The sequence below is a fragment of the Paraburkholderia aspalathi genome (genome assembly GCF_905220735.1).
GTDB classification, from domain to species: Bacteria; Pseudomonadota; Gammaproteobacteria; order Burkholderiales; family Burkholderiaceae; genus Paraburkholderia; species Paraburkholderia aspalathi.
Genome location: NZ_CAJNBA010000001.1, coordinates 2,194,707 through 2,207,476, shown reverse-complemented (window position 1 = coordinate 2,207,476; position 12,770 = coordinate 2,194,707). Strand labels below are relative to the sequence as shown.

Below are 12,770 nucleotides of genomic sequence, written 5' to 3'. Positions count from 1 at the left end.
TGATCGACCCGTCATCGCTCAAAGTCAGGCTTGTGCCGAGCGCACAACATGAACCGGAACAGACTTGTACGAAGGCGTGCCGCTCTCCTTATCGATAAAGTCGAGCGGCACCAGCACGTTCGCTTCAGGATAGTATGCCGCCACTGAACCCGGTGCGATGTTGTAAGCAATTACCGTTATTTTCTTCAAACTTCGCTGCCTGCCCGCTGAAATCGTTTCAATGTCGACCAGATCGCCATGCTCGAGTCCACGTGCGGCAAGATCGTCTTCGTTCATAAACAGCACGTCACGGCGACCGAACACGCCCCGGTAACGATCGTCCATGGCATAGATGGTGGTGTTGTACTGGTCGTGGCTGCGGATTGTGATGAGTCGCAGCACATTTTCAGCGCCGAAAACGTCTGCATCTTCCTTCACCCCGCCGTACACCGAGAACATCGCCTTGCCTGACGGCGTGGGCCACACGCGTTCGGTCGGGGGAAGCGGCATACGGAATCCGCCCGGCACTCTGATTCGTGCGTTGAATGCCTCGAATCCCGGCACAGTTTGCTCGATCAGGTCCCGAATCTTGTCGTAGTCGGCAACCAGTTCCGACCATGCCACCTTGCTATTCGGTAACGCAGCTCTCGCAATACCGGCGACGATCGCAGGCTCAGATAGCAAGTGTTCGGAAGCAGGTTTCAGCTTGCCCGAAGAAGCGTGGACCATCGACATGGAATCCTCGACCGTAATGGATTGCCGGCCGGTCGCCTGGATATCCAGTTCCGTGCGCCCCACAACTGGCAGCACGTACGTTTCTTTTGCCACCAGCAGGTGCGAACGATTGAGCTTGGTACCGAGATGGACGCTCAGATCGAGCTTGCCCATGGCCGGAAAGCACTGCTCGGAATCGGGCAACGCCACCGCGAAGTTTCCACCGAGGCAAATCAGCGCCTTGGCCGTACCGTCGATCATTGCCTGCATCGCCTGGACGGCATCGTGTCCGTGCGCGGCAGGCGGCTTGAAGCCAAATACATCTTCGATCTGCTTGAGGAAGGTGGCGGACGGTTTTTCGGTGATACCGACCGTGCGGTTCCCCTGCACGTTGGAATGCCCGCGCAAAGGACAGATGCCTGCGCCGGGTTTGCCGATGTTCCCGCGCAATAACAACAGATCCGCAATCAGACGGACATTGGCGGTACCTTTGTTATGTTGGGTAACGCCCATGCCATACGTGACAATCGTCGCATTCGATTTTGCATAGGCAATCGCAACCTCGTCGATATCCTCTCGCGTGAGTCCGCTGGCCTTTTCGATATCGTCCCATGACGTTGCTTCCAGATCGGCGGCAAACGCGTCGAACCCCTGGGTATGCGTGGCAATGAACTCGTGGTCCAGAACCGTGTTGCCTTGTTCCGCGTCCATCTGCAGGAGCGCCTTCATGATGCCCTTGAGGGCGGCGGCGTCTCCACCGGCGTCGAGCTGAAAATATGTCGACGCGATTCGGGTCGACGCGAAGGTCGCCATTTCGAAAACGCTCTGCGGATCAGCGAAGCGCTCCAGCGCGCGCTCGCGCAGAGGATTGAACACGATGATCGGCACGTTGCGCCGCGAACATTCGTGGAGCGTCCCCATCATGCGGGGATGATTCGTGCCCGGGTTGTGGCCGATCGAGAGGATCAGTTCGGTCTTGTCGAAATCATCCAGCGATACCGTGCCTTTGCCGATTCCGATCGACTGGGGCAAGCCAACGCTGGTTGGCTCGTGGCACATGTTCGAGCAATCCGGGAAATTGTTGGTGCCATATTCCCGCGCAAGCAACTGAAAGAGGTAGGCGGCCTCGTTCGACGCTCTGCCTGAGGTATAAAACTCGGCCTCGTCGGGCGAGGACAAGCCGCTCAGCACTTCACCAATGCGAGCAAATGCATCCTCCCATTCGACCGCCCGGAATTTGTCCGTGGCACGGTCGTAGACGAGCGGATGCGTCAGGCGGCCGAGATCCTCCAGTTCGTAATCCGTCCGTTGCAGCAGCGACGACACCGTGTTGTTCTCGAAGAACTCCGGCGTCACCCGCTTGGTCGTCGCTTCCCATGTGACCGCCTTGGCGCCGTTCTCGCAGAACTGGAACGTGGATTTGTGCTCCTTGTCAGGCCACGCGCAACCCGGACAATCGAAGCCATCAGGCTGATTGGTCCGCATCAATGTGATCGGCGCCTCGATGCTTTCCATTTGGGTCCGGACAGCCTGAGCTGTCGCCCGGAGCGCTCCCCAGCCCCCAGCGGGTCCGTCATACGGTCGGATTCCAGGCACTTCGCGTCGTGTGGTCATCTGAAACTCCATGGCCTTTATTAGGATGCCTGATGGCTATCCGGATTGAGGTTACGCCGCATCACGGCATAGAGCGTGGATACGAGATCAGTCTAATCAGGTTGATGCATCGTGAAAGGTACAGATCGATCCGTGGCGGGCGTGCACAGTACACGCAGCACAAGCACTGTCACACCGCCCGGATCACCCAGGCTGGGACCCCGTACACCGTCGGCAATGACGTGGCGGTGGCTCCCAGCTGGTTATGCACCTCATTGCTTCGAGTGAGCGCTTTCCGTTTCCTCGGGGCTGCTGGCCTCTTTGGACGGTTTCTTCTTCGCACGTCCGTTGCTACCCTTCGCGCCCGTTGCCTTGGGCGTGGATGGCGCCTCGCTCTTGCTGAACTTCACTTTGCCGCTATCCTTGTCGTAACTGACATCGACGGTGTCGCCCGACTTCAGGACGTCGCCAAGCATCTCCTTCGCAAGCCGCGTTTCCAGTTCCTGGCGAATCTGGCGCTTCAACTCGCGTGCACCGAACTCCGGCCGGTAACCAGCATCGGCGAGGTGATCAACAACCGATTCGTCTATCTTGAGGGTAATGTCCTGTGCAGCGGCAGTGCGCACAACCCGTTCGAGCTGGATCTGCACGATCGAGCGGATGTTGTCGCGCGAGAGCCCGTGGAAGACGATGATCTCGTCGATCCGGTTCAGGAACTCAGGCCGGAAGTGCCCCTTGAGCACCCCCATCAATTCCTCGCGGATTGCTTTCTCGGTCTGGCGGTCCCCCTCGGGTTTTTCGAGGTTGTCCATGATGATCGACGCGCCGAGGTTGCTAGTCGCAATGATGATCGTGTTGCTGAAGTCCACCACGCGGCCCTTGCCGTCGGTCAGCCGCCCGTCGTCGAACACCTGCAGCAGCACGTTGTACACGTCGGGGTGCGCCTTCTCGATTTCGTCGAGCAGGATCACGCTGTAAGGGCGCCGCCGCACGCGCTCGGTCAGCTGGCCGCCCTCGTCGTAACCGACGTAGCCCGGAGGGGCACCGATCAACCGCGCGACCGAGTGACGCTCCATGTACTCCGACATGTCGATACGAACGACCGCCTGCTCGTCGCCGAACACCGTTTCTGCCAGCGCCTTAGCGAGTTCGGTCTTGCCGACGCCCGTGGGTCCGAGGAACAGGAACGTCGCGATCGGCCGGTTCGTCTGGCCGAGTCCGGCTCTTGACAGGCGCACGGCATCGCTCACGGCAATCACCGCGTCGTCCTGGCCGACCACGCGTTCGCGCAGCTTCTTCTCCATATCCAGCAGCTTCTGGCGCTCTTCCTGCGTGAGTTCCGTGACCGGAATCCCGGTAAGACGCGACACCACTTCGGCAATTGACTGCACGGTCACTTCGAGCGTCTCCGAACCGGTCTTGCGCTGCCATGCTTCCATCTGCTCGTCGAGTTTCGTCTGCTTTTCGCCGATAGTTGCCTCGAAAGCCTTCGCTTCATCGAAGCGTTTGCGCGAGGAGGCATAATCCTGCTCGCGCTTCGTCTGCGCGATTTCGGCTTCGAGTTCCTGGATGGCCGCGGGACGCGAGGTCGCGCCGATGCGCACACGTGCCGCCGCTTGGTCAATCAGGTCGATGGCCTTGTCCGGCAAAAAGCGCGACGTAATGTAGCGATCCGACAGTTCGGCTGCCGCAACGAACGCATCGTCAGCGAACGTCACCTGGTGGTGTGCCTCGAGCTTGTCGCGCAGGCCACGCAGGATGACGATGGTCTGCTCGACCGTCGGCTCCGGCACCAACACCGGCTGGAAGCGCCGCTCGAGCGCGGCATCCTTTTCAATGTACTTCTGATACTCGTTGAGTGTCGTTGCGCCGATCAGACTGAGTTCGCCGCGCGCAAGCGCAGGCTTGAGCACGTTCGCGATATCGAGGCCGCCCTCGCCCCCGCCTTGCCCCGCGCCCACGATCGTGTGCAGTTCGTCGATGAACAGAATCAGCTCGTCCTGCTTCGCCGTGACCTCATCGATCAGTTGCTTGGCGCGCTCCTCGAATTCGCCGCGATACTTCGCGCCCGCTACCATCGAGTTGATGTTGACTTCGACGAGCCGCTTGCCGCGCAGCACTTCAGGCACGTCACCGTTGATGATGCGTTGCGCCAGCCCTTCGACGATCGCTGTCTTGCCGACACCCGGCTCGCCGATCAGCACGGGGTTGTTCTTCTTGCGCCGCGCGAGCACTTCGATCGTACTTTCGATTTCCTGCGCGCGGCCGAGCACCGGGTCGAGCTTGCCCTGACGTGCCATGGCCGTGAGGTCGCGCCCGAACTTGTCAAGGTTGGGCGTGCCGGTTGGCGTGTCGACACGACCGTCCTCCGCGCCTTTGCCCACGACTTTTACGACCTTCTGCCGCAACGCCTCTGGCGTCACGCCATATTTCTTCAGCAGTGTGCCCGCGATACTGTCCGGCACGGCAGCAAGCCCAATGAGCAGATGTTCTGGGCCGACGTATGAATGCCCGAGATCGCGCGACGCCTGGAACGCATACTGGAACGCCTTTTTTAAACGAGGCGATATGGTCATCTTGTCGACCGGCGAGTCAGGATCACCCTTTCCTTTTTGCGCATGCTGATCGATGTAAGCCTTGATGTCCTGCGGCGAGAGCTTGAGTTCCTTCAGCAACGCCGCACACACATCGGTGTCCGCAAGCACGTACAGCAGGTGTTCGGTGTCGAGTTCGTTACGGCCAAGCTCGTGTGCTTTTTCCGCGGCGCGCTGTAACAATTCGAGCGTCTGCTCGCTGAAAGCATCGGTGGCGTCGACCGATTCACGCGGCACTTCGGCATAGCCAGCATCATCTTCCTCGTCCCCGCCCTCCATGCCACCGAAGAAGCGCGACAGGCCGCCGCCTCCCAGCAGTGAATCGAATGGGTTCTGCATGCTTTGATGTCGCATCAATTGCCGATAGTCGTAGTCGCAGATCGATAAGGACTTCCGCTCGCCGTTTTGCACAACGGTTACACGGGCGACAGCGGGACGGGCATTACAGATTTCGCAGAGAGCTGGCATCGGGAGTCACCTTTTCGGTTAAGGCATCCGGCTACGTAAAAGGTTATGGGGCACGGTCATATGGGTTGCGAACGTTCGACGGGCTTGGTGAACATGTCACCTGAGTGACGGTTGATGGCCCGTTTGTCTGGCTCAATAACCGGGGACACGTGATAGTGATAGCTCATTGAGCGCGTTTAAGCATCGGCGCGGAGCAGCTGTTCGTGCTCGACGAGCACTGTCTGAACAATACGGATTGGTTACAACGGCGATATCAGCATGATTAGCATAACGAAACCCTGAATCCGTCATTGGATTCTATGAGGGGCTTGTGAATAATGGAACATTGGTTTTTCCGATGATAGGCATTGGCGCAATCTGCCAGCGGCACCTCATGGAACAGGATTTCGCGGTCCGGATTCAGGACCGCATCAGGTCTTTTCTGACATCACAGCGGCGTTGGACACCATTATTTTCCGGTCTCGCGCCGGCTCTGCTCTTCAACAGTCAGGATCGCTTCCGGGGCGACTTCGAGCCGGCCTTTCGGTATCGGGTCACCACTCTCATCGGAGAAACCATAAGTCCCCTCGTCGATCTTCTGCAGCGCTCGCTCGATATCGCTGATGCGCTGATCGTTCACGTCGTGCAGCGCCTGGTTGACCTCGTTCTGCGCCATGCCCTGCGCCTCGTCCTCGAACTCGTGCGCTTCGTCGCCGTGCTCCTCCTCGGCCGTTCGCTCGTCCGCGATCGTATGCTCCTCTCCACCCAACAGTTCCTGACGTAACGCGAGGAGGCGCTTGCGCTGCTGCGCGATGAACTCGTCACTCAACGTACCCTGCTGCTCCGACATGGTTCTCTCCCTCGCCCTATATTATTCGACAGCGCGCTTTCAGCCAGCCTAAGGCAAGAATAGTACTAATTTGTAGAGATCAAAGTGCTATGTCGCGATCAGGCACCCAACTCCTGAAACGCATGGCCGTTGGTCTCGAGCCCCTTCAAGATGTCTGGCGTCAGTTCGCTTTGCCACACGTGTCCATTGAGTTGCCAGTCACTTGTGTCGACGAGGTCGGGGAGGCCCGCTCCCGCCCGCACATAGAGACCGAGTGTCGGCTTCTTCAGGTTGATGTAGAAATCGAATTCCTGCTGCATGGCAGCACCTCATGCGAGATACGGAGAATCAACTATCGTCGACGTTGTCCGCATAGTGGTCGATAGTGACTTTGCATTCGTCCACAACGACCTGAAGGAAAGCGGGCTCATTTCTTTCAACCCATCGTTCCACATGGAGAAAGCGTGCCGTTCCCAGATCGGCAATGCGCGCCTGATCGGAGGTTGTGACATCGACTGTGACAATCCCCCGGTTACCCTGCAGCGGTGAGATCGTTGCGGCGATCTGGAACCGCCGATATGAAAGTTCATTCTGTGCCATGAAACCTCCCGTCAACCGAAAAGTTTGAGCCTCGCGATTCTTTTGTACTCGAAGTCTATGAGCAAATTCACGTTGATGCGAACATGGGTTTCTCCGATGCTAGGTATTGGTGAAATACGTCTACCGGTTTGTCACTTAACCTCAATAATCCGCGTGTCGGACTGCTGGAGTTACGGCATGATGACGCTGGAAGAGAAGCCCGCACGCCGCGTTGCGGGCGGATATCGATCATGACCGCTGCAAAGGAGAGAACGATGCCAGCACGCACTGTTTCTTACGGCGAATTCGAAATCGCCGTGCGCCCTGAGCGCAACAAGCTCGGCGCCTGGATCGCAAGTGTGAGTGTGAGTCACGGCACCCGAACAGTCGTCGATATTCGTCCCATGACCGTTCAACCCGAGTGGCTAACCGAAGAAGAGGCGGCAAGAGACGGGGTCGAATGGGGATGCCGGTTCATCGATCGCGAGTTCAATACGCCGCCGTCGCGCTCCTGGGTTGCCGAGCGGTCTCATGCGGAAACCTGGTTCCGTGATGCAGAAGAATCGGGTAGCTCGGAAACCAGCGCGTAGATAACACACCGACACAGAAACCCTGCGAGGCCACGATCCGTGGCCTCGCAGGGTTAAGTGTGTGAAGGCCGATCAGTGTCGCCGCAGGTGCGCCTCGATTTCCCGGGCATTGAGCGTCGACAGATCCTCACTGGTTTGCTCGAATATCAGTCGACGGGTTTCCTCGCTGAGATCCGCTTTGACCATGCCGAGAAATTTCGGCTCGATGGCAAGTCTTAGCCGATTGTAGAGTTGATGGAGTCGCCCTGCCTCCAGATACTCGGCAACGCGCTTCGCGAATTTCTCGCGGTCCTTTTCCGTCAGCATCGTGCCGGTATATTCGGTGTTGATGAGACTTTCTTTTTCATGCAAGTCGAGTGTGAGCCCCGGCGTCTGGAAAACACGCGCACGGCCTCCGTCAGCCACAACAAGCCACGTCATTCCGATCATCATGCACCTCTAAGCAGGGATTTATCTGCGTGTACGGCATCCGTTCTGACTGCTCGCCTCCGTCCTCGCCGAAAACCGCGACCGCCAACTGCTGCGTCAATGATCATCCGTGGTCCGAACGGCGATCACTCAAGATAGCAGTTCGGAGCCACCACGCCCACGGTCGATTTACCGATTCATAGTATAGGTCTTAAAGTTCACGCCGACGCCTCCCGCGCGTATCCGCAGCGGCTTCCGGTTTGGCCGGGAGGCACGCATATCCCGTACCTGAATTGCGGGGCCCTGGCTCCCGGGCTAGAAATTGAAGTTGTCGATGTTGCTTGAATCGAACGTGGTCGGTGGTCCGAGAATGATTTCGCCTTGCGGTCCGATCGTACGCTTGCCGAGCTTGCCGGCATCAAACGATTCGCCTTCCTTGCCGGCAATCGTCCCCGACGACAGCGCCGCTGCCGCATAGGCCGCCAGATAGCCGAGTTGATTCGGATCCCACAACTGGAACGCCTTGACGGTCCCGTTCTTCACGAATGCACGCATCTGATTCGGCGTGCCCAAGCCGGTCACCTGTACCTTGCCCTTGCTCGACGACGACGAGATGTAACGCGCCGCCGCTGCAATGCCCACCGTGGTCGGCGCAACGATCGCCTTCAGATTCGGATACGCCTGCAGCAAGCCTTGAGTTTCGACGAACGACTTCTGGTCGTCGTCGTTGCCGTACGCGATCTTCACGAGCTTGATCTTCGAGTACTCGGGCTTTTTCAACTCCTCCTGCATCCACTTGATCCAGGTATTCTGATTCGTCGCGTTAGGCGTGGCCGACAGCACGGCAAACTCGCCCTCGCCGCCCATCAGTTTCGCGACCAGTTGGATCTGGCCCCGCCCGATTCCCTCCGCGTTCGCCTGGTTGACGAAAAGCTGACGGCCTTCAGGCGCTGTGTCCGAGTCGAAGGTCACGACCTTGATGCCTTGCGACATCGCTTTCTTCAGATACGGCACGACCGCGTTCGCGTCGTTGGCCGCGATCACAATTGCGTCCTGCCGCTGCGTGATCAGCGTATTGATGTATTGCACCTGCGACGATGCGCCCGCATCCGACGGCCCCACGACCTTGCCTACCCCGTTGAATTCCTTGATCGCGGCCATGCCGCCGTCATCGGCAATCACTTCATAGGGGTTGTTGATCTGCTTCGGCACGAAGGCAATCTTCAGACCGCTTTTCAGGCCCGCCGCGGATGCGGCACAACTGATCGCGACCAGCGCAATGCAAAGCGCAGTCTTGCCGGTGTGACGTAGAGGATTGAACATGAGGTGTCTCCTGCTTTGTTGTTGGACGACATGCTGTCCGGGTTGTCGGTATTTGGTATTGGGTATTTCTTGTGGAGCCGGTTATAAGAGAACGTTATAAAGAAGAAGCGGACTTCGCGATGAAACGCCGGTCACGCGCCGCACGCCAGCGCGCAACCAGATTGGGAATCAGCACCGAGGCCAGCAGCAGCACGCCGGTGACGATCGTCAGCGTTTCGCTCGACACGTCGTCGAGCGTCAGCGCGTTTTTCAGCACGCCGATAATCAGCAGCGAGAGCAGGACGCCGAACATCGAGCCGCGTCCGCCGAAAATACTCACGCCGCCGAACAGCACCGCCGCGATCACGGACAATTCGAACCCTTCGCCGTTATCGCCGCGTGCGCTGGTGAAGCGCAGCGTGTAGACGACGCCCGCCAGCGCGCTCATCGCGCCGGACAGCACGAATAGACGCAGCCTGATCTTCGCGACTTCGATACCGGAGAAAGCCGCCGCGGTCGGATTCGCACCAATTGCGTAGAGGCTGCGGCCGAACGCCGTGGACTGCAGCAGCACGGTAAACAGCACCGCGCCGACGATCACGATCGCAAAGGGCAACGGAATGAAAGTCGAGCCGACCGTATCCATGCCGAACGCCGTATAAGCTGCGGGAAAATCCGCGACCGCCTGATCGCCGAGCAACACATAAGCCAGACCGCGAAACAGCGCCAGCGTGCCGATGGTGACCGCGAGCGAAGGCAGGTTGAGTTTGACGATCACGAGGCCGTTCAGCAGACCCGCCAGCGCGCCGGCAATCAATACCAGCACGATCACGACCGGCATCGGCAAGCCCATGTGCCACAGCACGCCCATCAGTGCGCTGGACGCGCCCAGCACTGACGCCACCGAAAGATCGATTTCCGCGGCGACGATAATTAGTGTCATCGGCAGCGCCATCAATGCGATCTCGGTCAGATCGGCGAGGATATTGCTGACATTCGCACCCGTGAGAAAGACCGGCGACAACAAGCGCCCGAGCACGAGCGACAGGGCCAGTACGATGACCAGCAACACTTCCCATTGCAAGGGCGTTTCGCGTTTGCGCGTGAGCAGCGCGGAATCGGGTTTAGCCATGATCGCGTTTCCTCATCATGCGTTTGGCGACAGAGCGGGCCAGCAAGGTGTCGGCGGTAATGGCGGCGACGATCAGTGCGCCCTGAATCGCCTGCTCCCAGAATGGCGAGACGTGCAGCACAACGAGCGCGATGCTGATCACACCCAGCACGAGCGCGCCAAGCGTGGCGCCAAGAATGGTACCCACACCACCGGTGATCGCCACGCTGCCCACCACGGCGGCGGCAACGACCTGCAATTCGATTCCCTTCGCGGTGCTTGCATCGACGGTGCCGAAGCGCGCAAGCCACAATGCGCCCGCGAAACCGGCAATCGCGCCGGACAGCAGAAAACCCGCCATGACACGACGTTCGACGTTCACGCCGGCAAGCCGCGCCGCCTCCGGATTCGAGCCGATGGCGTAGTGTTCGCGTCCCCCGCGAAACTGCTTCAGATAGACAGCCAGCCCCGCCAGCACAACGATTGCGATCAGCGCGAGCGTCGGTATGCCGAAGAAAGTGCCGGTAGCAAGGCGGGAAAACGCGTCAGGCAAACTGGTCGCGTTGATCTGGCCGCCGTGCACCCATGCATAATCCGCGCCGCGAAAGATGTAGAGCGTGGAGAGCGTCGCCACTAGCGACGGCACGCGCCCCACGGCAACGAGCAATGCGTTGATACTGCCCGCCACCAATCCGATCGCAAGTCCGGCCAGCAACGCGACGATCACCGGCATATGCGGAAACGCGACGTACAGGCTGCCGACCGCATACGCGCTGATACCGACCGTCGACCCCACCGACAGATCGATATGCCGCATCAGGATGACCACGGTCATGCCGGCCGTCAGCAAGCTGATGATCGACACATTGAGCAACACATCGCGCAGATTCTGCAGATTCAGAAACTGCGGTTTCGCGAGCCCCGTGCCCACGATCAACAGAATCAGCACGACGAAGAGCGTCGTTTCGCGGCTCTTCGCAATGCCCGCGATGAAACCGCCCGGCGCGCTGCCGGTGCGCTTGGGGGCTGACGCCTGAACCGGCGCAGGATGGGTCGTCGAATGGCGCATCATGCGGCGTTCCCCAAGGGTGGAATCGGTTGGCCGAGCGCCGCGCCCATGATGCGTTCCTCGTCGGCTTCAGCGCGCGCTATGTCTGCGCTGATACGTCCCTCGTGCATGACCAGTACGCGATCGGCCATGCCGAGTACTTCCGGCAGCTCGCTCGAAATCATCAGTACGGCCATGCCGTCGCGCACCAGTTCCGCCAGCGCGCCATACACCTCGGCTTTCGCGCCGACGTCGATGCCACGCGTGGGTTCGTCGATGATCAGGACCTTTGGATTCGTGGCGAGCCACTTGCCCAGCACGACCTTCTGCTGATTGCCACCGGACAGCGTGCCGACCGGCGCATTCGGGTCACCTGCCTTGAGTCGCAAACGCGTGCCCCACTGATTGGCCAGTTGCGTTTCGCTTCGCGTGGAAATCAGCCCATGTTTGACGAGACGTCCGAGCACCGTCATCGAGGCATTGCGCGCAATGCTCAACTCCAGTGCCAGCCCTTGCTGACGACGGTCCTCCGGGACCAGCGCGAGACCGGCACGCACCGCGGCGGCTGGACTCCCTGCAGCGAGCCGTTTACCGCCAATCGAAATTTCACCCGAATCGAGGGGATCGATGCCGAAGATTGCGCGTGCCACCTCACTGCGCCCCGCGCCGACGAGGCCCGCCAGCGCGACGATCTCGCCTGCGCGCACGTCGAAGGAAATGTCCTTGAATACGCCGACGCGCGTGAGTCCACGCACTGACAATCGCACTTCGCCCGGTGGCCGGTCGGCCTTGGGATAGAAGGTTTCCAGATCACGGCCCACCATCTTCGCGACGATGGATTCAGTGGTGAGATCGGCAGTGAGTCCGTCAAATACTTTCGCGCCGTCGCGCATGATCGTCACGCGTTGCGTCAACGTGAACACTTCATCGAGCCGGTGCGTAATGAACAGAATCGCTACGTCACGCTCACGCAGCTTGCGCACGATCGCGAAGAGCCGCTCCACTTCGGGCAGCGACAAGGCGGCGGTCGGCTCGTCCATGATCAGCACGTTCGCGTTCAACGACAACGCCTTCGCAATTTCGATCACCTGCTGATCGGCAATCGAGAGCCCTCGCACCAGTTGATCCGCACGCAGATCGACCCCGAGCGAGGCCAGCAAACCATCCACTTCGCGGCGCATGGCGTCGTACTGAATGCGGCCGATCCGGTCGACCGGCTGCCGTCCCATGAAAATGTTCTCCGCGATCGAGAGATCGAAGAACAGCGTCGGCTCCTGATAGATCACGGCGAGGCCCGCATCGCGCGCTTCGGCAGGCGTCGCGAAGCGGCGCGCCACGCCGTCGACCAGCAGTTCACCGGTATCCGGTTGATGCACACCCGCGAGAATCTTCACGACCGTCGATTTGCCCGCGCCATTTTCGCCGAGCAACGCATGCACTTCGCCCGGCCACAACGCGAGATCGCCGTCGGACAACGCGCGGACCCGGCCGAATGATTTGCTCGCGTGCCGTAGTTCGAGCCTGGGCACAGCGGATGGGGATTGCTGCACTACGTGTCTCCTTCTTTTTTGCTTTC

11 protein-coding genes are annotated in these 12,770 nt (G+C 59.7%); 1 reads left to right on the top strand and 10 read right to left on the bottom strand.

Annotated elements, in window-relative coordinates:
• Window positions 1-24 precede the first annotated feature (24 nt).
• From KHO30_RS09775 to KHO30_RS09755, 5 genes are all read right to left on the bottom strand, one after another.
• The gene (locus KHO30_RS09775; protein WP_211700719.1) at window positions 25-2,307 is read right to left on the bottom strand and encodes an FdhF/YdeP family oxidoreductase; all 2,283 of its coding nucleotides are present in this window, start codon (window positions 2,305-2,307) and stop codon (window positions 25-27) included.
• Between the two features lie 251 nt (window positions 2,308-2,558).
• Entirely contained in the window at window positions 2,559-5,348 is a 2,790-nt protein-coding gene (locus KHO30_RS09770; RefSeq protein ID WP_093636028.1) for an ATP-dependent Clp protease ATP-binding subunit, read from the bottom strand.
• Window positions 5,349-5,796: 448 nt separating this feature from the next.
• Window positions 5,797-6,177: a TraR/DksA family transcriptional regulator gene (locus KHO30_RS09765; protein WP_211700718.1), complete on the bottom strand. Its 381-nt coding sequence runs from the start codon at window positions 6,175-6,177 to the stop codon at window positions 5,797-5,799.
• 98 nt (window positions 6,178-6,275) lie between these two features.
• Window positions 6,276-6,476: a hypothetical protein gene (locus KHO30_RS09760; RefSeq protein ID WP_200620556.1), complete on the bottom strand. Its 201-nt coding sequence runs from the start codon at window positions 6,474-6,476 to the stop codon at window positions 6,276-6,278.
• A gap of 28 nt (window positions 6,477-6,504) precedes the next feature.
• On the bottom strand, window positions 6,505-6,756 hold the full coding sequence (locus KHO30_RS09755) for a hypothetical protein (RefSeq protein WP_093636035.1): 252 nt from the start codon (window positions 6,754-6,756) through the stop codon (window positions 6,505-6,507).
• Window positions 6,757-6,986: 230 nt separating this feature from the next.
• On the opposite strand from KHO30_RS09755, the gene KHO30_RS09750 reads away from it, so the two are divergent.
• On the top strand, window positions 6,987-7,325 hold the full coding sequence (locus KHO30_RS09750) for a DUF6566 family protein (RefSeq protein ID WP_234486890.1): 339 nt from the start codon (window positions 6,987-6,989) through the stop codon (window positions 7,323-7,325).
• Window positions 7,326-7,397: 72 nt separating this feature from the next.
• Here the strand turns inward: KHO30_RS09750 and KHO30_RS09745 are convergent, their stop codons facing one another.
• The 5 genes from KHO30_RS09745 to KHO30_RS09725 form a co-directional block, all read right to left on the bottom strand.
• Entirely contained in the window at window positions 7,398-7,757 is a 360-nt protein-coding gene (locus tag KHO30_RS09745; protein ID WP_244179394.1) for a host attachment protein, read from the bottom strand.
• A gap of 291 nt (window positions 7,758-8,048) precedes the next feature.
• A complete protein-coding gene (gene rhaS / locus KHO30_RS09740) occupies window positions 8,049-9,056 on the bottom strand; it encodes a rhamnose ABC transporter substrate-binding protein (RefSeq protein WP_054035983.1) in 1,008 nt (335 codons plus the stop codon).
• A gap of 94 nt (window positions 9,057-9,150) precedes the next feature.
• Window positions 9,151-10,167, bottom strand: coding sequence for an ABC transporter permease (locus tag KHO30_RS09735; RefSeq protein ID WP_093636042.1), 1,017 nt, complete (start codon window positions 10,165-10,167; stop codon window positions 9,151-9,153).
• Window positions 10,160-11,218, bottom strand: coding sequence for an ABC transporter permease (locus KHO30_RS09730; RefSeq protein WP_200561909.1), 1,059 nt, complete (start codon window positions 11,216-11,218; stop codon window positions 10,160-10,162). Before KHO30_RS09730 ends, KHO30_RS09735 begins: the two co-directional genes overlap by 8 nt.
• Window positions 11,215-12,744, bottom strand: coding sequence for a sugar ABC transporter ATP-binding protein (locus KHO30_RS09725; protein ID WP_211700717.1), 1,530 nt, complete (start codon window positions 12,742-12,744; stop codon window positions 11,215-11,217). The genes KHO30_RS09730 and KHO30_RS09725 overlap by 4 nt, the downstream gene beginning before the upstream one ends.
• Between the last annotated feature and the right edge of the window lie 26 nt (window positions 12,745-12,770).

What these genes read in the sequence shown, in the direction of transcription:
- KHO30_RS09775 (WP_211700719.1), bottom strand. Translation starts at nt 2,307, where the DNA reads ATGACCACACGACGCGAAGTGCCTGGAATCCGACCGTATGACGGACCC.
- KHO30_RS09770 (WP_093636028.1), bottom strand. Translation starts at nt 5,348, where the DNA reads ATGCCAGCTCTCTGCGAAATCTGTAATGCCCGTCCCGCTGTCGCCCGT.
- KHO30_RS09765 (WP_211700718.1), bottom strand. Translation starts at nt 6,177, where the DNA reads ATGTCGGAGCAGCAGGGTACGTTGAGTGACGAGTTCATCGCGCAGCAG.
- KHO30_RS09760 (WP_200620556.1), bottom strand. Translation starts at nt 6,476, where the DNA reads ATGCAGCAGGAATTCGATTTCTACATCAACCTGAAGAAGCCGACACTC.
- KHO30_RS09755 (WP_093636035.1), bottom strand. Translation starts at nt 6,756, where the DNA reads ATGGCACAGAATGAACTTTCATATCGGCGGTTCCAGATCGCCGCAACG.
- KHO30_RS09750 (WP_234486890.1), top strand. Translation starts at nt 6,987, where the DNA reads ATGACCGCTGCAAAGGAGAGAACGATGCCAGCACGCACTGTTTCTTAC.
- KHO30_RS09745 (WP_244179394.1), bottom strand. Translation starts at nt 7,757, where the DNA reads ATGATGATCGGAATGACGTGGCTTGTTGTGGCTGACGGAGGCCGTGCG.
- rhaS (WP_054035983.1), bottom strand. Translation starts at nt 9,056, where the DNA reads ATGTTCAATCCTCTACGTCACACCGGCAAGACTGCGCTTTGCATTGCG.
- KHO30_RS09735 (WP_093636042.1), bottom strand. Translation starts at nt 10,167, where the DNA reads ATGGCTAAACCCGATTCCGCGCTGCTCACGCGCAAACGCGAAACGCCC.
- KHO30_RS09730 (WP_200561909.1), bottom strand. Translation starts at nt 11,218, where the DNA reads ATGATGCGCCATTCGACGACCCATCCTGCGCCGGTTCAGGCGTCAGCC.